General features: G+C 68.9%; 18 protein-coding genes and 1 other RNA gene. 7 read left to right on the plus strand and 12 right to left on the minus strand.

All coding sequences use genetic code 11. The features are described from left to right. Positions 1-87: 87 nt before the first annotated feature. The 11 genes from ftsL to melA form a co-directional block, all read right to left on the minus strand. Positions 88-915: a cell division protein FtsL gene (gene ftsL / locus FE263_RS09060; RefSeq protein WP_138325594.1), complete on the minus strand. Its 828-nt coding sequence runs from the start codon at positions 913-915 to the stop codon at positions 88-90. Continuing rightward, positions 912-2,000 carry a 16S rRNA (cytosine(1402)-N(4))-methyltransferase RsmH gene (rsmH, locus tag FE263_RS09065; RefSeq protein ID WP_138325595.1) on the minus strand — a complete coding sequence of 363 codons (1,089 nt, stop codon included), beginning with the start codon at positions 1,998-2,000 and terminating at the stop codon, positions 912-914. The genes ftsL and rsmH overlap by 4 nt, the downstream gene beginning before the upstream one ends. Beyond that, a complete protein-coding gene (gene mraZ, locus FE263_RS09070; RefSeq protein WP_138325596.1) occupies positions 1,997-2,494 on the minus strand; it encodes a division/cell wall cluster transcriptional repressor MraZ in 498 nt (165 codons plus the stop codon). Before mraZ ends, rsmH begins: the two co-directional genes overlap by 4 nt. Before the next feature lie 403 nt (positions 2,495-2,897). Then, positions 2,898-3,337: RNase P RNA component class A (rnpB, locus tag FE263_RS09075), an RNA gene on the minus strand. Positions 3,338-3,370: 33 nt separating this feature from the next. Continuing rightward, positions 3,371-5,470: a Hint domain-containing protein gene (locus FE263_RS09080; RefSeq protein ID WP_138325597.1), complete on the minus strand. Its 2,100-nt coding sequence runs from the start codon at positions 5,468-5,470 to the stop codon at positions 3,371-3,373. Between the two features lie 150 nt (positions 5,471-5,620). Beyond that, positions 5,621-7,231, minus strand: coding sequence for a SulP family inorganic anion transporter (locus FE263_RS09085; RefSeq protein ID WP_138325598.1), 1,611 nt, complete (start codon positions 7,229-7,231; stop codon positions 5,621-5,623). A gap of 55 nt (positions 7,232-7,286) precedes the next feature. After that, complete coding sequence (gene petA, locus FE263_RS09090; protein ID WP_138325599.1) at positions 7,287-8,003, minus strand: ubiquinol-cytochrome c reductase iron-sulfur subunit; 717 nt, start codon at positions 8,001-8,003, stop codon at positions 7,287-7,289. Between the two features lie 74 nt (positions 8,004-8,077). After that, positions 8,078-8,926: a carbohydrate ABC transporter permease gene (locus FE263_RS09095; RefSeq protein WP_138325600.1), complete on the minus strand. Its 849-nt coding sequence runs from the start codon at positions 8,924-8,926 to the stop codon at positions 8,078-8,080. Further along, a complete protein-coding gene (locus FE263_RS09100) occupies positions 8,923-9,873 on the minus strand; it encodes a carbohydrate ABC transporter permease (RefSeq protein WP_138325601.1) in 951 nt (316 codons plus the stop codon). Before FE263_RS09100 ends, FE263_RS09095 begins: the two co-directional genes overlap by 4 nt. Before the next feature lie 4 nt (positions 9,874-9,877). Continuing rightward, entirely contained in the window at positions 9,878-11,203 is a 1,326-nt protein-coding gene (locus tag FE263_RS09105) for an ABC transporter substrate-binding protein (protein WP_138325602.1), read from the minus strand. 39 nt (positions 11,204-11,242) lie between these two features. Beyond that, positions 11,243-12,727, minus strand: a complete 1,485-nt coding sequence (gene melA / locus FE263_RS09110; RefSeq protein WP_138325603.1) for an alpha-glucosidase/alpha-galactosidase — start codon at positions 12,725-12,727, stop codon at positions 11,243-11,245. 93 nt (positions 12,728-12,820) lie between these two features. Between melA and FE263_RS09115 the strand changes: the two genes are divergently transcribed. From FE263_RS09115 to FE263_RS09140, 7 genes are all read left to right on the plus strand, one after another. Continuing rightward, the gene (locus FE263_RS09115; protein ID WP_138325604.1) at positions 12,821-13,720 is read left to right on the plus strand and encodes a helix-turn-helix transcriptional regulator; all 900 of its coding nucleotides are present in this window, start codon (positions 12,821-12,823) and stop codon (positions 13,718-13,720) included. 210 nt (positions 13,721-13,930) lie between these two features. After that, entirely contained in the window at positions 13,931-15,103 is a 1,173-nt protein-coding gene (locus tag FE263_RS09120) for an acyl-CoA dehydrogenase (protein WP_138325743.1), read from the plus strand. 95 nt (positions 15,104-15,198) lie between these two features. Continuing rightward, a complete protein-coding gene (locus tag FE263_RS09125) occupies positions 15,199-15,852 on the plus strand; it encodes an RNA polymerase sigma factor (RefSeq protein ID WP_240759249.1) in 654 nt (217 codons plus the stop codon). Between the two features lie 2 nt (positions 15,853-15,854). Then, a complete protein-coding gene (locus FE263_RS09130; RefSeq protein ID WP_138325605.1) occupies positions 15,855-16,280 on the plus strand; it encodes a hypothetical protein in 426 nt (141 codons plus the stop codon). Beyond that, positions 16,277-16,753, plus strand: coding sequence for a periplasmic heavy metal sensor (locus FE263_RS09135; protein ID WP_138325606.1), 477 nt, complete (start codon positions 16,277-16,279; stop codon positions 16,751-16,753). Before FE263_RS09130 ends, FE263_RS09135 begins: the two co-directional genes overlap by 4 nt. Positions 16,754-16,868: 115 nt before the next feature. Beyond that, positions 16,869-17,003: a hypothetical protein gene (locus FE263_RS22800; RefSeq protein ID WP_276611178.1), complete on the plus strand. Its 135-nt coding sequence runs from the start codon at positions 16,869-16,871 to the stop codon at positions 17,001-17,003. Between the two features lie 41 nt (positions 17,004-17,044). Further along, a complete protein-coding gene (locus tag FE263_RS09140) occupies positions 17,045-17,335 on the plus strand; it encodes a YXWGXW repeat-containing protein (protein ID WP_138325607.1) in 291 nt (96 codons plus the stop codon). 13 nt (positions 17,336-17,348) lie between these two features. Here FE263_RS09140 and FE263_RS09145 read toward each other — a convergent pair whose 3' ends face one another. Beyond that, a complete protein-coding gene (locus FE263_RS09145) occupies positions 17,349-17,828 on the minus strand; it encodes a hypothetical protein (RefSeq protein WP_240759251.1) in 480 nt (159 codons plus the stop codon). Positions 17,829-17,832 lie beyond the last annotated feature (4 nt).

The raw sequence follows: 17,832 nt of genomic DNA on the forward strand, positions 1-17,832 counted from the left end.
GCCGGGGTCCTGGCCGTCTGGGTCGCGCGGCGAGTTCTCTCTCACGTCACCGTCTCGTCCGGCATAGGGCTCGGGTCAACGACACGCCTAGTTGCCGTCCTGCACCGGCACCGGCGGCGGCAGTGCCGCGTGCGAGAAGCCCAGCGACGAGCCGCCAGCCTGGTAGGAGGACGCCTGGTAGCGCTGCACCGAGGCGAAACGCTGCGCCGGGCGCCAGGCGGCGATCGGCAGCGGCGCCGGATGCGACGGTCCGGCGATCGGGATCAGGCGGCGCAGCGGTGGCGCCGAGTAGGATGCCATCTGCACCATCGACGCGGTCCGCATCGAGCGCGGCGCGGCGCGCGCCACCGCGTGTGCCGGATGCTGCGCGGCTGCCACCATCAGGGCATGCGCGGTGCGGGGCGCGGCGATGCGATGCGGCGTCTGCACGGCGGCGCCCTCATGCCGCACGTGCTCCTCCGGGGCGGGCTCGGCCGTGGCGGTCTGCAGCTCAGGGGCGGTCTGTAGCTCAGGGGCGGACGGCGTGTCGGACAGGGTGACCGGCTCGGAGGGCGCCATCGCGCGCGCCATGACCTGCACCGGCGCAAGTTCGGTCGGCTGCGCCAGCGCAGGTACTGCCGGCTGCACAACCGGCGGCAGGCGCTGCTCGATCGAGGCGAGCTGCACGAACTGGCCAGGATCGAGCGGATGCAGCTGCGGCAGGAAGCGCGTCGCCAGCGACTGCAGCCGGTCGGGCTGGTTCAGCAGCGCCCACTCGGCGCGCAGCATCGCGGTGCGCTCGCGTATCTGCTGGGTCTCCTGCACGACCTTGGAGATCTTCTGGTCGAGCACCGTGGTCTGGTGCTTCTCGGTGTACAGGTACAGGCCGGAGGTTCCGGCAAGCACGACGCAGAAAAAGGTAAGGGGTCGGATCATGGGTGGCTTCCTGCCGACAGGGTCGGAGCTTCGGACGTGGTCGGTGCTGCGGGCGCAGTGCTTGTGGGTCCAGTGCCGTCGAGACGCTCGAGGCCGCGTAGCCTGGCACTGCGGGCGCGCCGGTTCGTGCTCTCCTCGCCCTCGCCGGGACGCGCGGCGCCCCTGGAGAGCAGCCGGTAGCGCGGCGGGGTGATTTTCGCGTCGAGGCCGCGCGGATCGTGGCGCGACGGCGAGGGCAGGCGTCCGGCCGCCTCGACCATGAAGCGCTTGACGATGCGATCCTCGAGGGAATGGAACGCGACCACCACCAGCCGGCCGCCGGGCGCGAGCAGTTCGGCGGCCTGGGCCAGCCCGCGCTCGATTTCGCCGAGTTCGTCGTTGACGCGCAGACGCAGCGCCTGGAACGACCGGGTGGCGGGATCGATGCGACCCTTGCGATCGGGCGGCACCACCGAGCGGATGATGGTGGCGAGCTGCAGCGTGGTCTCGATCGGCGCCTGCGCGCGGGCGGCGACGATGGCGCGCGCCACCCGCCGGGACAGCCGCTCCTCGCCGAGCGTGTAGAGGGTGTCGGCAAGTTCGGCTTCCGGCAGCGTACGCACCAGGTCGGCGGCGCTCTGGCCGTGCCGGCTCATGCGCATGTCGAGCGGGCCATCGGCGCGGAACGAGAAGCCGCGCGCGGGATCGTCGAGCTGGAAGGAGGACACGCCGAGATCGAGCACCACCCCGTCGAGCCGCTGCACGCCACGCTCGGCGAGCAGCGCCATCATGCTGCCGAAGCTGCCCTCGATGAGATGCAGCCGGCTGTCGTGCTCGTCGCCCCCGGTGAGCTCCTGCATCAGGCTGGCGCCGCGCTCGATCGCCTGCGGGTCGCGATCGATCGCCCAGAGAGTGCAGCGCGCAGAAGCCAGGATGCCGCGCGCATAGCCGCCGCCGCCAAAGGTGCCGTCGAGATAGACGCCGCCGTCGCGCGGAGACAGCATGTCGAGAACTTCCGGCAGCATCACCGGCGCATGGCCGATTGCGGTTCCTGCAGCGCCGGTCTCGGATGTCGTGGACGTGTCGCGGATACGGCGCGCGTTCATGACGGGCTCCCGGCGCGCGCGCCCGGAAGGCTAACGGCGCGCGCCCTTGCGCGTGCTTCGGTGCGGCGCTGCTCTGCAGCCTTCGGTTCCCAGATCTGGAAGATGTGGCCCAGCCCCATGAATGCGACCGAATCGATCAATCCCGCATGCGCGGACAGGATCTCTGGAAGCATGATTCGCCCCTCCTTGTCCGCATCGATGGGATAGGCGTCGGCATAAATCGCAGCCGCGAGGTCGTCATGGTCCTCCGAGAACATGTCGAGCTTGTCGAGCGGGCTGGCGAGCGCTGCGAACGCCGCAGGCGGCCAGGCCTCGATGCAGGGATGCTTGTGCGAGGGGCGCAGCACGATCTGCACAGGGCCCTGCATCTCGTCGACGGCGACGCCCTGCTCGCGTGCCGTGCGCTCACGCAGCGCGGTGCGAAAGCCGGCGGGGACCGAGACGCGGCCCTTGGCGTCGAGGCGGTTCTGGTGGGTCCCGAGGAACACGCTCATGCTGTGCGACGCCCCCCTCATGGTCCGCGCGCGTCATGCAGCGCGACCGCCGCCCACTTCCGCTACGCTCCCGATCTGCCGCGGGGCCGATCCGGATGTCCGGTCCGCGCGGCAAACATGTAGCGCTCTGTATCGTGGGCATCCTTGGGATATCATGGGCCAACATGGGTGGTCAAACCAGAAAGCATGTTGTTTCCACGACTTGTGCGGTTTCACAGGGGGCGCGCAAGTTCAGTGGGTTGGTTGTCCAACAGTTGCGGCATCGCTCTAAAACTAGATGACTGTTCTTGTAATGTTCTCCCTCCCGGGCGACTTGGAGCGTCGATGTCGGCACGCTGCCCACCGGACCGGCGGCGCGGCAGGCGGATTGGTGTCGATTCGACGCCGTAAGAATATAGAAGAAGGTGCCAGACGGCCTGTAAGCCGGGTTCTGTCCGTGCCTTGCGGCACGAGACGGTCATTCCTCTGGGACACGCATCGCTGCGTGCCTCGCGCGACCAACCCGGGCGGCGAGGCGAAAGACCTCCGGACGTGGCCCGCTTCCCGAAGGTCGCGAACCCGCCCTGCCGCCCCTATTCGGTCTTGCTCCCGGTGGGGTTTGCCCTGCCGCCGCCGTTGCCGGAAGCGCGGTGCGCTCTTGCCGCACCGTTTCACCCTTGCCTGCAGGCGGGTCCGGTTGCCCGGGCGTGCAGGCGGTTTGTTTTCTGTGGCACTTTCCCTGGGGTCGCCCCCGCCGGTCGTTAACCGGCACCGTTCCTTCGTGGAGCCCGGACTTTCCTCCACCTTGCCTGGCGCGACCCTTGCGGGCAGCTCAGGCGCGGCAGCGACCGTCCGGCCGTCTGGCGGGGCGGAACCTGGGGCCGGGGCGGCCCGGCGTCAAGCCGCGAGAGAAGCCCATGCGGGTCGCCGGAGATAGCATGCGGTGCCGGCGAGCTCGATCTCGAGCACGACGTTGCACGCGATCGGCGGCAGGCAGAGCTCGGCCTGGCCGTTGGTCCAGCAGGCCGCATCGCTGGCATCCGGGGCATGCCAGCCGGGCCGCCTGCCGTCCGCAACCGGCAGCGGCTCACTCTCGAGCCCGTTCCACAGCAGCACTCGGCTGACCTGCACGCCGAGCCGGCGCCGGTCATCGACGAACGGTCCCTCGATCTCGGCCGGGATCGCCGAGCGCGACAGCAGCATGGTGGCGCCGGCGCCGGCGGGCAGCACGAAGAAGTGCCGCTTGCCGCGCCGGGTGCGGGCGCGCAGCACGCTGCCATCCTGAAGACGCAGGCGGAGGTCGGGATCGTTGGAGCCGATTTCCTCCTGCCCCGGCATCCGGGCGCCGGCGCGCTCCAGCAGCCGCCGCCAGATCGGCTCGACGATGGCCCGCGAGGTGGTGAGCGGTGCGGCGGCGTCAGAGGTCCAGTCGGCTGCCTTGCGGTCCTGGATGCCGAAATTGCCGCTGGTGCCGGTATCCAGATAGCTCTCGGTGGTCAATCCCTCGGCGAACAGGATCACGTGCCGCTCGCACTCGACATGGTGCACCGTATAGCTTTTGAGGCCCTGCTCCTCGACGATGCTGACGCCGTTCACCAGCATGCGCGCCGGGATCAGGCCGCCATCGACCAGGATGCAATGCTCCGGCGTGACCAGCAGGTCGCGGCGCGGCTGGCCGGGGGCAAAGGCATGGGCGCGGATGCGGATCGGGAGCAAGGAGTTGCTGCCGCCGCCGGCGTCGACGACGCTGCGTCCGAGCCAGCGGATCTTCGAGACGCCTGGCCGACCGTCCTCAAGCGTCACCACCTCGTCGCCTTCGCGCAGGGTCTCTATCGCGACCTCGCCCCGGGTCGTCTCGATTTGGGAGCCGGCGAGGAAGCAGCTGACGTTGATGGTCGTACCGCCGTCCGCTGCGGCGCTCACGTTGAACGAGCTGCTCGTAAGGCCGGTGCCGGTGACGTTGTTCAGAGTCAGCGTCTGGCCGGTGCCGCTGAGAACCAAAGTGTGGGTGCCGAGGGTGTAGGCGGCGGAGGTGTATTTCTGCGTGCCGATCTCGAAACTGTCGCCAACCATGACGCCGGTGACGCCGTAGGCGAAGGTGCTGCCAGTACCGGTGCCGGTGATGACAGCGTTGCCAAGAGAGAACGATCCACCTCCGTAGGTGACGCTGGAGCCGAAGTTTATGGAGGCCCCGGACACGTTTCCAAACGTCACGGGAGCATCGAGCTTTACCGCGCCGCCATTGATGTTGAAGATGGTTGGCCCAAAATTGGAGAGGAAGCTGCTGATCGAGCTTGTGATCTCCAGGCTGCCGCCCTTGTTGACGGCGTAGGTGTTGGTTCCGCTCGACGTGATAGTGGTCTTCCCGGCAATCGCAACGGTGCCGTTCACGAGCTCGAAGATGTTGATGTTCGCGGTGCCTGAGATGCTGAGGGAGTCGGCCAGGGCGGGGTTGGGGGAATTCGCGTTGACCCCGACGGCAAGGATGCCGGTCACGTTGAGAGTGCCGCCAGCCTGGATGGTGGTGCCGCCGCCGACACCGGTCAGGTTTAAACCCGCAACGGTCAGGACGCCGCCGTTGCCGACGGTCATCGTCGAGGCGTTGGTCGCCGTGCCGAAGCTGAGCCCCGCCGCGACGGTCATGTTGCCGTTGACGTTGAGCGTATTGTTGGTTCCGAACACGGTTGCAGCAGAGAAGCCGAGGCTGCCGCCATTGGCGACGGTGGTCGTGACGCCAGCAGCGAGCGTGCCCAGCGTCGTTGCGGAGAGCGAACCGCCGACCAGGAATGTGCTGCCGTTGAGCACACCGCCATAGGTCAGGGTGCCGACACTCACGCTATCGTCCACCGCAATGGTGGTGTTCGCGCCGAGGGTGAGGGTAATCGCCACGGTGCCGGTCGGGAGCGCGCCACCTGACCAGTTCCCGAGGTTCGAGAACAGGTAGTCGCCGGAATAGATCCCGGAGGTCGACTTGGAGGTCTCGTTGAAGGTTGCCATGTCGCGCCCGATACCGTTGCCTAGTAGAAACAAGCGCCCACAACCGGACCAGGTCGGGCATCAGGCGAAACACGGCGCAAGACACCTTCGTTGTGCGGGTTTTTGTTGCAAAAAGCAATCAAAACCCATGCCATTACATGCGGCCCGTCTTCATCCGGCGCGTTCCAGGGCCGCCACCAGCGTCGAGCGGTAGCGGCGCGGCCCATCGCGCGGGAACAGGCCGGCGCGCAGCAGCTTGCGCAGCACACGCATGTTGGCCTCGCAGAACATCACCTTCACGCCGCGGCGCTCCAGGTTGGCGGTCGCCTCCTGCAGCGCCTGGATGCCGGTGATGTCCATGAACGGCACATGCCCCAGCCGCACGATCAGGCAGCGCGGGTCGGTGCCGGTGTGGCCGAGGGCGCGCTCCAGCGTATACACCGCGCCGAAGAACAACGGGCCTTCTATACTATAGACGACCACGCCGGCCGGCAGGGATACGGACAGCGCCGTCGCGTCCTGCGCCACCACCTCGACGCTGGACGCCATGCGGCGCAGGAACTGCAGCATCGCCAGGATCACGCCGATATTCACTGCGATCACCAGATCGGTCAGTACCGTAAGCGCGAAGGTGATCAGCAGGATCACCACGTCCGCCACCGGCGCGGTGCGCACCATGCGCAGGCAGTGCGCCGCCCCGCTCATGTTCCAGGCCACCACGAACAGGATCGCGGCCAGTGCGCAGAGCGGGATCATGCCGGCCAGCGGCGCCGCCACCAGCAATACCGCGACCAGGGTGAGGGCGTGCACGATACCGGCCAGCGGCCCGGTGCCGCCGTTGCGGAAGTTAGTCGCGGTGCGGGCGATCGCGCCGGTGGCCGCGATGCCGCCGCAGAGCGGGCTCAGGATGTTGGCGATACCCTGTCCGATCAGCTCCTGGTTGGAGTTGTGCCGGGTGCCGGCCAGGCCATCGGCTACCACCGCCGACAGCAGGCTCTCGATGGCGCCGAGCATGGCGATGGTGAAGGCCGACGGCAGCAGCGACAGCGCCTGGTCGAAGCCGAGCCGCGGCAGGGTCAGGTGCGGCAGCCCGCGCGGGATGCCGCCGAACGCACTGCCGATGGTGGCGACGCCGGGCAGGTGCAGCGTCGCCTGCAGGGTGGTCGCCACCACCAGGGCGATCAGCGGCCCCGGCACCCGCCGCAGACCGGGGATGCGCGGACCGAGCAGCACCAGCGCGATGCTGGCGAGCGCGAGGCCGGTGGTCGCGGGATGCAGTTGCGGCAGCGCGCGCACCAGCTGGACCAGCTTCTCGTGGAAATGCTCGCCGCCGGTCCGCGGCAGGCCGAGGAAGTCGTGCCACTGGCCGACCCAGATGATCACCGCGATGCCGGCGGTGAAGCCGCTGATCACCGGGTCGGGGATGAAACGGATGGCGGCGCCGAAGCGGGCGAGCCCCATCGCCAGCAGCATCACGCCGGCCATCACGGTGGCCACCAGCAACCCGTCCGCGCCATGCCGCGCCACCACGCCGGCCAGGATGACGATGAAGGCGCCGGTCGGCCCGGCGATCTGGATGCGGCTGCCGCCGAACAGCGACACCACCAGGCCGCCGATTATGGAGGTGTACAGACCCTGTTCCGGCCGCACCCCGGAGGCGATCGCGAAGGCCAGGCCGAGCGGGAGTGCGACGACGCCGACGATCAGGCCGGAGACGATGTTCGGCAGCCACTGCCGTCGCGCGAACAGCCCGGCCCGCCAGCCTTCGACGGCGGCGATCATGGTGGTGTCCCGGGCCTCGCTGCGGCGTAGGCGGGGGACATCGGAGGATGTCCGGCTAGAGCTGGCGGATGGTGCTGAAGTCGAAGTCGAGATCGTCCGGGCTCAGGCCAATGCGCAGGCTGCTCCTGGTCGGCATCGAGTACGGCGGCACCGGCAGGTTGTACTGCGCGGGTGCACCCTGGAACACCCGGCCGGCGAGGTCGAACTTGGAGCCGTGGCAGGGGCAGGCATAGCCGCCCGGCCAGTTCGCGACCGGATCGGTGGCGGACGGGTTCGGCACGTAGCCGGGTACGCAGCCGAGATGCGTGCAGATGCCGACCATGACGCCGTATTCCGGCGCGATCGAGCGGTGCCAGTTGACCACGTAGTCGGGCTGCTGGCGTTCGCGCGACGCCCAGTCGCGCAACCGGTCGGTGAGGTTGGTGTCCTGCAGGCCGAGCAGCGCCTTCGGCGTGCGGTGCACCACGAACACCGGCTTGCCGCGCCAGACCACGACGATCTGCTGTCCGGGCGCGATCTTGCTCAGATCGACATCCACCGTGGCGTCGGCCGCATCCGGGCCGCCGACCGGCGCCAGGCTGTCGAGGAACGGGAAGGCGAAGGCGCCGGCACCGATCACCGCCGCCGCCCCGGTGAGCAGGGTCAGGAAGTCCCGGCGCGGTCCGGACTCCGGGTGATGGCCATGGGAGTCGTGGCCGGAGAAGTCGGGGCCGGAGAAGTCGGGGCCGGAGGGAGCGGGGCCGGCCGTCTGGGGATCCGTCTGAACAGCCATGTCGTCTCCAGCGCGAGGCCGACATGTTTGCCCCGTTGCCTGCCCCCGGACAAGGGTCGAGGCGTGCGCGGTCCTCAGCCCTTTACCGCACCCGCGGCCAGACCCTCGATGAGATAGCGCTGCAGGTAGAGGAAGCAGCCGGCGACCGGCACCACCGCCAGCACCGAGGCGGCCATCAGGCTGCCCCAGTCGGTGACGTGCGCGCTGCGGAACAGCATGATGCCGGGGGTCAGCGTGCGATGCGCGTCGTCGTTGATCAGCACGTAGCCGAACATGAATTCGTTCCACGCATTGATGAAGGCGAACGCGGCGGCGGCCAGCAGCCCGGGGGCGGAGAGCGGCAGCAGGATGCGCCGGATTATGCCGGTGCGGCTGCAGCCATCGAGCTCGGCGGCGTCCTCGAGTTCACGCGGGATGGCGTCGAAGAAGCCCTTCAGCATGAAGCTGCAGAGCGGGATGGTGAAGCTGCAATACACCAGCACCAGGCCGAGATAGGAACTCAGCAGGCCCATCTGGCGGATCAGCATGTAGAGCGGGATCAGCAGCAGCACGCCGGGGATCATCTGCGAGAGCAGCAATGCGCCGCCGACCGCCCGGGTCAGCGTCATGCGCGGCCAGCGGCTCAGCACGTAGGCGGCGAAGATCGAGACGATCATGGCGAGCAGCGTGGCGGTGCCGGCGACGATCAGGCTGTTGCGGAAGTAGATCCCGAACTCGGTCTCGAGCAGCACGTGCCGGAAGCTGGCCAGCGTCGGATGGCGGATCAGCAGCGAGGGGCTCAGGCTCTGCACCTCGACGATCGGCTTGAGCGCCGTGTCCAGCATCCAGACGAACGGGAACAGGCAGAACAGCGACAAGGCTACGAGCACGATATAGGTGAGCCGGTCGTGCAGGCGCTGCTCAGCCCGGCCGGCGACGATCATGCCGGCCTCCTGGCCCGGGCCGCATAATATTGGACGAATACGATGCTGGCCATGAAGCCCATCATCATGCTCGCCAGCGCGCAGGCGGCGCCGACGTCGAACTGCTGCATGGCGTAGCGATAGATCATGATCGGCAACGTCTCGGAGGCGTCGAGCGGTCCGCCCTGGGTCATCACCCAGATGAAGTCGAAGTTTATCGCCGTCCAGATCACGTGGATCAGGATCAGCGTCAGCGAGACGGTCCTGATGTGCGGCATGGTGATGACGCGGAACCGCATCAGCGTGCCGGCGCCATCGACAGCGGCGGCCTCGTGCAGTTCGCGCGGCACCGCCTGCAGGGCGGCCAGCAGGCTGATGGTGTAGAACGGGAACGACCGCCAGATATTGACCAGTGTGACGGTAAACAGCGCCGTCGAGGGCTGGCCGAGCCAGGCGATCGGCTGGCGTATGATGCCGAGCTGCACCAGCCAGTGGTTGAGGATGCCGTATTCGGGGGTCAGCATCCAGCTCCAGGTCAGGCCGGCGACGACGATCGGGATGACCCAGGGCACGATGATCAGCGCCCGGAAGATGCCGCGGCCAGGCACGTTGCGGGCCAGCGCCAGGGCCGATGCCAGCCCGAGGACGTATTCGCCTGCGACCGAAAGCGCGGTCCAGATCATGGTGTTCCGCAGCGCCGGCAGGAAATCGTCGTCCTGCAGGACGGTGCGGAAGTTGTCGAGCCCGGCGAAACCCCGCACCGTCGGGTTCACCAGGTTCACGTAGCGCACGCACTCCCAGACCACGCGCAGCAGCGGATAGGCGATCAGCACCAGCAGCAGCAGCACCACCGGGGCGGTGTAGAGTACCGCGAGGCGTCGGAGCTGCGCCTGCCGGCCGGGCTCGTGGCGGGCGCCGGAGCGCGTGGCGATCCGGTCCTGCCGCTTCAGGATGGCGGAGTGGCGCATCGGCTCAGCCGGCGGCAAGCTCGCCCGACTGGCGCAGTGCGTGGTTGACCGCCTTGCCGAAGCGCGCGGCCACCGCCTGCGGCTCCTCCTGTCGCAGCAGCACGCGACCGATCGCATCCTGCATGGCGCGGGTGATCTGGCCGAGCGCCACCGGAGGAAACGGCACGCCGCTGGCGGCGAGGCTGCTGAACGAGGTGCCCCATTTGCCGGTGCCGACCACATCGGTGCGCGGACTGTCGGCGGGACGGGCGGCGGCCTGGTAGTCCCGGGTGATCAGGAAATGCGCGAAGTCGGTGGCCTGCTGCAGGTGTGCCGACGCCTTGTAGACATAGAACGGATTGATCTCGAAATAGGTGCGGCGGTTGCGCAGGCCGGGTGGCGGCGTGATCTGCACGTCGCGCATGCTATCCGGATACTGGCTTTCGTGCAGGTGCATCCAGGAGCCGTCCATCACCATCGCATACTGGCCGAGGGCGAAGTTGTTGTCCTCCTCCTCCCATCCCCAGCTGGTCGAGTTCGGCGCGATCGCGCCGCGGGCGAGCAGGTCGCGATACAGCGCCATCACCTCGGTGCCGCGCCTGAGCTGAGCCGGGTCGCGGTCCCAGTTGTTGCGGTAGCGGGCTGGACCGGACCCCGGCACCAGTTCCGCCAGCGGCGCATCGTTCTGCACCAGCAACATGAAGAACTCCTGCGGCGCGCGGACGGTGTCGTTGGCCACCGCGAAGGCATACTTGCCGGTCTTCGCACGGATCGTCGCTGCCTGGTCCAGCAGCTCCGGCCAGCTCTGCGGTGGCGCCGTGATGCCCGCCTTGGCAAGCAGCGCCTGATGGCTGAGCAGGGCGCGTATCCCGAGGTAATGCGGCACCGCCTTGATGCGGCCGTTGACCGCAAGCCCGGTCCAGACGTTCGGATAGATCGCGGCCTTGTCCGGCCAGCCATCCACCGCGTCGGTGAGGTCGGCGAGCGCGCCCATGCGGTCGAGTTCGCCGAGCCATTCGGCCAGCCCCCAGCTGATGTCCGGGCCCTGGCCGCCGGCGATGGCGGTCACCAGCTTGTCGTGCATCGCCTCGAACGACATGTTCTGCAGCTCGATGGTGACGCCGGGATGCGCCGCCTCGTACTGCGCGATCTTGGCCTGTGCGATCTTGCTGTCGGGCAGCGCAGGATCCCAGGCGACCCAGAACTTCAGCGTGACGGGATCGGCCGCACGCGCGGACGGTGCGCCGGCAGCCACCAGGGCACCGGCGGACAACATGGCTGCGCCAGCGGACAACATGGCTGCGCCAGCCTGGCGCCGGGTGATCGTGTTGGGAGCTTTGCTCTCGGACATGTCCTGTTCCTCCAGGCCTCTTGCGGGCCTGTTCAGTATCTAGCCTGCCAGTTCCGAAGGCGAGTGGGCGGCATCGCGTGGCGCCCTGGCCTCGCGCAGTTCCTCGACGCTGCGCACCGACAGCCGCGCCGCACCCGTCGAGGCCTTGGCGGAGGGACGGGCCCGGCCCATGCGCTCCCGCGCCCCGGGGATCGCATCGGCGAACTGCGGCAGCCACTGCGCCTGCGCCACCAGCAGCTCGTCGACCATCTGCCAGACCTCCTCGGGGTTGCACACGGCGCCGACCAGCGGGTCGTGCAGCATCGCGAGGCGCAGCATCTCGAGATCGCCCTCGACCGCCGCCTTGAGCGCCATGCGCTGCACGTTCACCGTGACGCTGCAGGTGGCGGCGCAGGCCATCGGCAGGGTGATGCCGGCAGTCATGTTGAGCCCGAAGCGGTCGACGGTGCCGGGCGTCTCGACGATGCAGTCCGATGCGAGGTTGGTGATCAGGCCCTGGTTGCGGACGTTGAAATGGCCGCGATAAGGCTTGCCGGTTTCCAGCGCCTCGATGATGTGGCTGCAATGTTCGTCCGAGCGCGTGTAGTCCGCGAGCGGTGCGCCGGCCTCGCCGAGCCAGCGCGGGAAGTCTGTCTCGAACCAGTTGCGCTGCTCGGTGCAGTAGCGCAGGTAGCCGCCGGTCTCGCCGTTGATCCAGTTGGTGAGGTCGATCCAGCCCGGGATCTCGTCGGGCCGCTTGCGATACCAGGGCAGGTATTCGCTGAGATGGCCGTTGCTCTCGGTGGAATAGACGCCGAAGCGGCGCAGCACGTCGATGCGGACCTTCTCCTCCTGGCTGTATTGCGGATGCCGCTCGAACGCTGCCAGCAGTTCGTCGCGCCCGATGCGCCGGCCGTTCCAGCGCAGGTCGACATACCAGGTCTGGTGGTTGATGCCGGCGCAGATGTACTCGACTTCGTTAGCATCCTTCGCCCCCAGCACCTCGGCGATCTGCCGCCAGCCATGCTGCACGCCGTGGCACAGGCCGACGGTGTTGGCGACGCCGCCATGCTCGATCGCGGCCCAGGTGTTCATCGCCATCGGGTTGGCATAGTTGAGGAACCAGGCCCCCGGCTCGGCGACCTCGCGGATGTCGCGGCAGAACGCCAGGATCTCCGGCACCGTGCGCATGCCGTACATCAGGCCGCCGGCGCAGATGGTGTCGCCGACGCACTGGTCGACGCCGTAGCGCAGCGGGATCTCGATGTCGTGGTGGAAGGCATCAAGACCGCCGATGCGCACGCAGCAGATCACGTAGCGCGCGCCGGTGAGTGCCGCGCGGCGCTCCGTCGAGGTGCTGACACGGGCGGGGAGCCGGTTGGCCTCGATATCCTTGCGAACGATCTGGGCGACCATGTCGAGATTGCCGGCGTTGATGTCGTGCAGCGCGAACTCGGTGTCCTGCAGCGCCTCGACCTTGAGGATGTCCCGCACCAGCTTGCGCGTGAAGCCGACGCTGCCGGCTCCAATCACCGCGACCTTCATGACGCCATCCTTTTGCGAAAGGTAAGTTCTTGCTACCCATAGCGGGGCTAGATGCAGGGGAAAGAGGAAAGCTGTGCCTAAACCAGCATTTTCGTGCTGACCGATGTTGCGGACGCCGGCTCCCGCGCGGTGTCGCTGGCGTTTCCGAAGCAGCGCTACCGGCTGCATGCCATGGTCACCAGCGCCGGCTACGACCAGCGCCGCCACGATCCGCACCGTCCCTATGACTGGAATGGCCTCAGGCGCGGCGATGCGCCGTTCGTGCTGCTGCAGCACACGCTGTCCGGCCGCGGCCGGCTGCGCCACGGCCGCAGCATGCACGAGGTGCTGCCCGGCCAGACCATGCTGCTGTCGTTCCCGCACGACCATCGCTACTGGCTGGCGCCCGGCGATGGCTGGGAGTTCTTCTGGATCTGCCTGAACGGCTCGGAGGTGCTGCGGCTGTGGCGGCAGCTGCTGGAGGCGGGGCCGCTGGTGCGGCTCGGCGCGGCCGGCATCGACCGGATGGCGGCGTACTGCCGGGCGGTGCTGGATGGCGAGGTGACGTCGCCGGCACGCAGCTCGCAGATGGCGTATTCGATCGCAATGCATCTTGCCGACGAGCTGCTGGCGTGGGGCGAGGTGCGGACCAGCTCGAAGCGGCCGGCGGCGATCGAGCGCGCGGTGTCGCTGGTGCACGGGGCTGCCGGCGCTCCGGTGGATGTCGGGCGGATGGCGGAGGCCAGCGGCTACAGCCGGTACCATTTCAGCCGGCTGTTCAGCGCCGTGGAAGGCGTGCCGCCGGCGCGCTACCGGTTGCGCGTGCGCATGGAGGAGGCGGCGCGACGGCTGCAGACCGAGCCGGATCCGATCAAGATCATCGCGCAGCGCTGCGGCTTCGCCGACGCCAACTACTTCACCAAGCTGTTCCGCCGCTACTACGGCATGACGCCGCGTGATTTCCGGCGCAGCGGCATGTTCGCCGGCAGCCTGTCGACGCAGGGCGTGCGCTGACGCCGGGCGCGATCTCTCGCAGGCGTGCTGGCGGGCTGCGATGACGGGCCGCGCTTCCGGCTGATATCCTTGGTGATCGGCGCCGGCTCGGAAGCGCCGGAACGAGGAGATCCCGGCATGGATGTCAGCACCCCGATTCCCGTAGCCGAGGCCGCCGAGGCCGAGCCGCAGCAGGACCTGCCACCGGGCGGCGCGCCCCGGGCGCGACCCATGGGGCGGTTTGCCTGGGAAGACGCGCTGCTGCTCGACGACCAGCTGACCGGGGACGAGCGCGCCATGCGAGACGCCGCCCGCGCCTACTGCCAGGACCGGCTGATGCCCCGCGTGCTGATGGCCAACCGCCACGAGAGCTTCGACCGCGAGATCATGAACGAGATGGGCGAGATGGGCTTCCTCGGCGCCACGCTCGATGGGTATGGCTGCGCCGGGGTCGGCTACGTGGCGTATGGACTGATCGCCCGCGAGGTGGAGCGGGTGGATAGCGGCTACCGCTCCGCCTTCTCGGTGCAGTCCTCGCTGGTGATGTATCCGATCCGGGCATTCGGCTCCGAGCAGCAGCGGCAGCGGTACCTGCCCGGGCTGCGGAGCGGCGCCCTGGTCGGCTGCTTCGGCCTGACGGAGCCGGACGCCGGCTCCGATCCGGGCAGCATGCGCACCCGCGCCAGGAGTGTGGACGGCGGCTATCTTGTCAGCGGCAGCAAGACCTGGATCACCAATTCGCCGCTGGCCGATGTCTTCATGGTCTGGGCACGCGACGACGAGGGCGCCATACGCGGCTTCATCCTGGAGCGCGGCATGAAGGGTCTCAGTGCGCCGGCGATCGAGGGCAAGTTCAGCCTGCGTGCGTCGAAGACCGGCATGATCATGATGGACGACGTCTTCGTGCCCGCGGAGAACATGCTGCCCGGCGTGCAGGGCCTGCGCGGTCCGTTCTCGTGCCTGAACAATGCCCGCTACGGCATCGCCTGGGGCGCGCTGGGGGCCGCCGAGTTCTGCTGGCACGCCGCCCGCGACTACACGATGCAGCGCATGATGTTCGGCCGCCCGCTCGCCGCCACCCAGCTGATCCAGAAGAAGCTCGCCGACATGCAGACCGAGATCGCCATCGGGCTGCAGGCGGTGCTGCGCCTCGGCCGGCTGATGGAGGAGCACCGCGCGGCGCCGGAGATGATCAGCCTGTGCAAGCGCAACAGCTGCGGCAAGGCGCTCGCCATCGCCCGCGAGGCTCGCGACATGCACGGCGGCAACGGCATCGCGGACGAGTACCACGTGATCCGGCACATGATGAACCTCGAGGCGGTGAACACCTACGAGGGCACCCACGACGTCCATGCGCTGATCCTCGGGCGGGCGCAGACCGGGCTGTCAGCCTTCGGCGCCTGACCACCGGCCATGCCCCGACCGCGACGTCGAATGTCGCGACGGATCTGCCCGGCTGTCGCGTGCAAGCTTCATACAGGTCAGTCCGAAGGATGCGGATGGGTGAAGCCGGGCTTCTCATGGCGGCGACGAGGCCGGTGCTGGCCGGATCGCGGCGTGCGGCCGGCCGGTTGATCCGGTTCCGCAAGCCGGCCGGGCCGTCGGCGGCGGCGGCATTCGTCGAGGATCCGGACGCGGAGCTGGTCGCACGCATGGGGCAGGGCGACGAGGCGGCGTTCCGGCTGCTGATCGACCGCAAGCTGCCGCGTCTGCATGCGCTGGCGCAGCGGCTGCTCGGCGGCGCCGGCGAGGCCGACGATGTCGCCCAGGAGGCGCTGCTGCGCGCCTGGCGGCAGGCGCCCCGCTGGCAGCCGGGCGCGGCGCGGTTCGACACCTGGCTGCACCGGGTGGCGCTCAATCTCTGCACCGACATCCAGCGCAAGCGCCGCGAGGTGGTGATGGCGGAGCCGCCCGATCGCGCCGATCCCGCCCCGCTCGCCGACCAGGCGATGCAGAGCGAGGAGACCGCGCGGCGGGTGCGGCAGGCGCTGGCCAGGCTGCCGCCCCGGCAGCGCGAGGCGATCGTGCTGCAGACCTACCAGGACCTGTCCAACGTCGAGATCGCCGCGGTCCTGGAAATCAGCGTCGAAGCGCTCGAAAGCCTGTTGTCGCGGGGCAGGCGCATGTTGCGCGACCTGCTTGCAGGGGGATGACCATGACGCCCGATCGTTTTGCCGCACTTGCCGACGCGCATGGCGGCGCCATCGAACGCTGGCCTGCGGACCTGCGCGACGCCGGCCGGGCGCATCTGCTGCTGCATCCAGAGGCCAGCCTGGTCCTGGACGAGGCCGCGCGGCTGGACGCGGCGCTGGGAAGCTGGTCGGTGCCGGGTCCCGGGGCGGCGCTTGCCGCCCGTACCCTGATGCAGGTCGCGCCGCAGCGGCGCACTCGTCGGCTGCGGCTGTGGTTCTCCGGCTTCGGTGCCGCCGGGGTGCTGGCGGGCGGGCTGGCGGCAGGGGCAGCGATCGTCATGCTGTCGCAACCGGCGCCGGAGCAGGTCGGCGAGCCTCTCTACGAGGTGAGCGTGCTCGGTGCACCAGTCGATGCGGACGAACCACCCGGCAAGGGGGTGTCGCCATGATGCCGCGCCTCCGCATGCTGCTGGCGGTGTCGCTTCTGGTCAACGTGTTCGCAGTCGGCGCCATCGGCGGCGGCCTGTTCATGCTGTCGCGAAGCGGCGGCCTGCGGGCGCATCCGGCCATGCATCCGGCGTTGCGTGCCGCCGGCGATGGACTACCGGCGCCGGACCGTGCGCGTTTCCGCCTCGCCATCCGGACCGTGATGCAGGACAGCCGCGATCTGGTGGTGACGGCGCGGCTCGGCAGGGCGGCGGCGGCGGACCTGTTCGTGCAGCCGGTCTTCGACCAGGCCGGCGTGCTGGCAGCACTGGAACGTGCGCGGATCGCCGATCTCGAGCTGCGTCGCCGCCTGGAGACGACTGCGGTGCAGGTCGCGGCCAGCCTTCCGGTCGAGGAGCGTGTGTCTCTCGCACGTGGCCTCGAGCGCGGCGGTCCACTGCGCCATCCCAGGTATCCGGCACCGGCGACGCACTGATAGCTCGATCATTACGTTTCTTTAAGGGTGCATCGCGACGGATCTGGCGCGGCGCTCCGTTCAACCGGCAAGGGCAGGGGATGGACCGGCTCTTTTCATTGAACGGAGACTTTCGATGCGGGCTCGTCTGATCAGGCAGCTTTGCGCTGCCATCCTGGTGACAGGGTGCGGCATGTCGGTGTCCGGCTGCATCATCGCGCCGGGCCATGGCGGCGGCTGGTGCTACTGGCACCCTTATCGCTGCCGCTGAACCGCCATCGTCAAGCTTGCAGTCTATTTGAGGAACAAGTCATGAGAACGATCGCCAGCCTCACCCTGGCAACCCTCGTGGGCGCGGCGACGCTTGCCGCGCCGCTGCGGGCCAGCGCCCAACCTTATCCGCCCATACCGGCGCCGCGCTACGAGGTGGTGCCGGTCGCCCCTGGGCCGGCCTATGCCTGGCGCGCCGGCGGCTGGCGCTGGGACGGGCGCGGCTATGTCTGGGTTCCCGGCGCCTACGTCGTCCGGCATGCCGGCTACCACCAGTGGGTCCCCGGCCACTGGGGGCGCTTAGGCCGCTGGATCCCCGCGCACTGGCGCTGAGGATCCGGATCGTTCAGGCGCCCGGCATCGGGTGGAACCGGCCCGGGCTGCCCTGGTCCGTCTCCACCACGCCATGGTCGCGATCGACGCGCAGCGTGAACAGCAGCGGCAGCTGCCCGCGCTGGCCGGGGCAGGTGCCGCTATGCTTCTCCATCACCTGGAAGCGCTGCGAGGATGGCGCGTCGTTGCCGTTGATGATGAACAGCAGGCAGTCCTTGCGGTCGTGGGTAAGGCCGTCGGACACCACCTGGCTGCGCAGATGCTCCACCGTGCTGTAGTCGTTGTGCCAGTTCACCGGATCCGGAAAGAAGCGGCTCTGCAGTCGTGGCAGCACGCCGGTGAAATGCAGAACCACGACCAGCGCGCCGGCCAGCACGATCGCGGCGATGCGGGTGCCAAGCTGCCGGCGCGTGGTGCGCGGAACCGTGGCGCCGGGTGCGGCAGGCCGCGGACCGGAACGCGGCTGTCGTGTCGTCGGGATGCGGTCCGCCAAGCCG

This window comes from Lichenicoccus roseus (genome assembly GCF_005844085.1).
Lineage (GTDB): Bacteria > Pseudomonadota > Alphaproteobacteria > Acetobacterales > Acetobacteraceae > Lichenicoccus > Lichenicoccus roseus.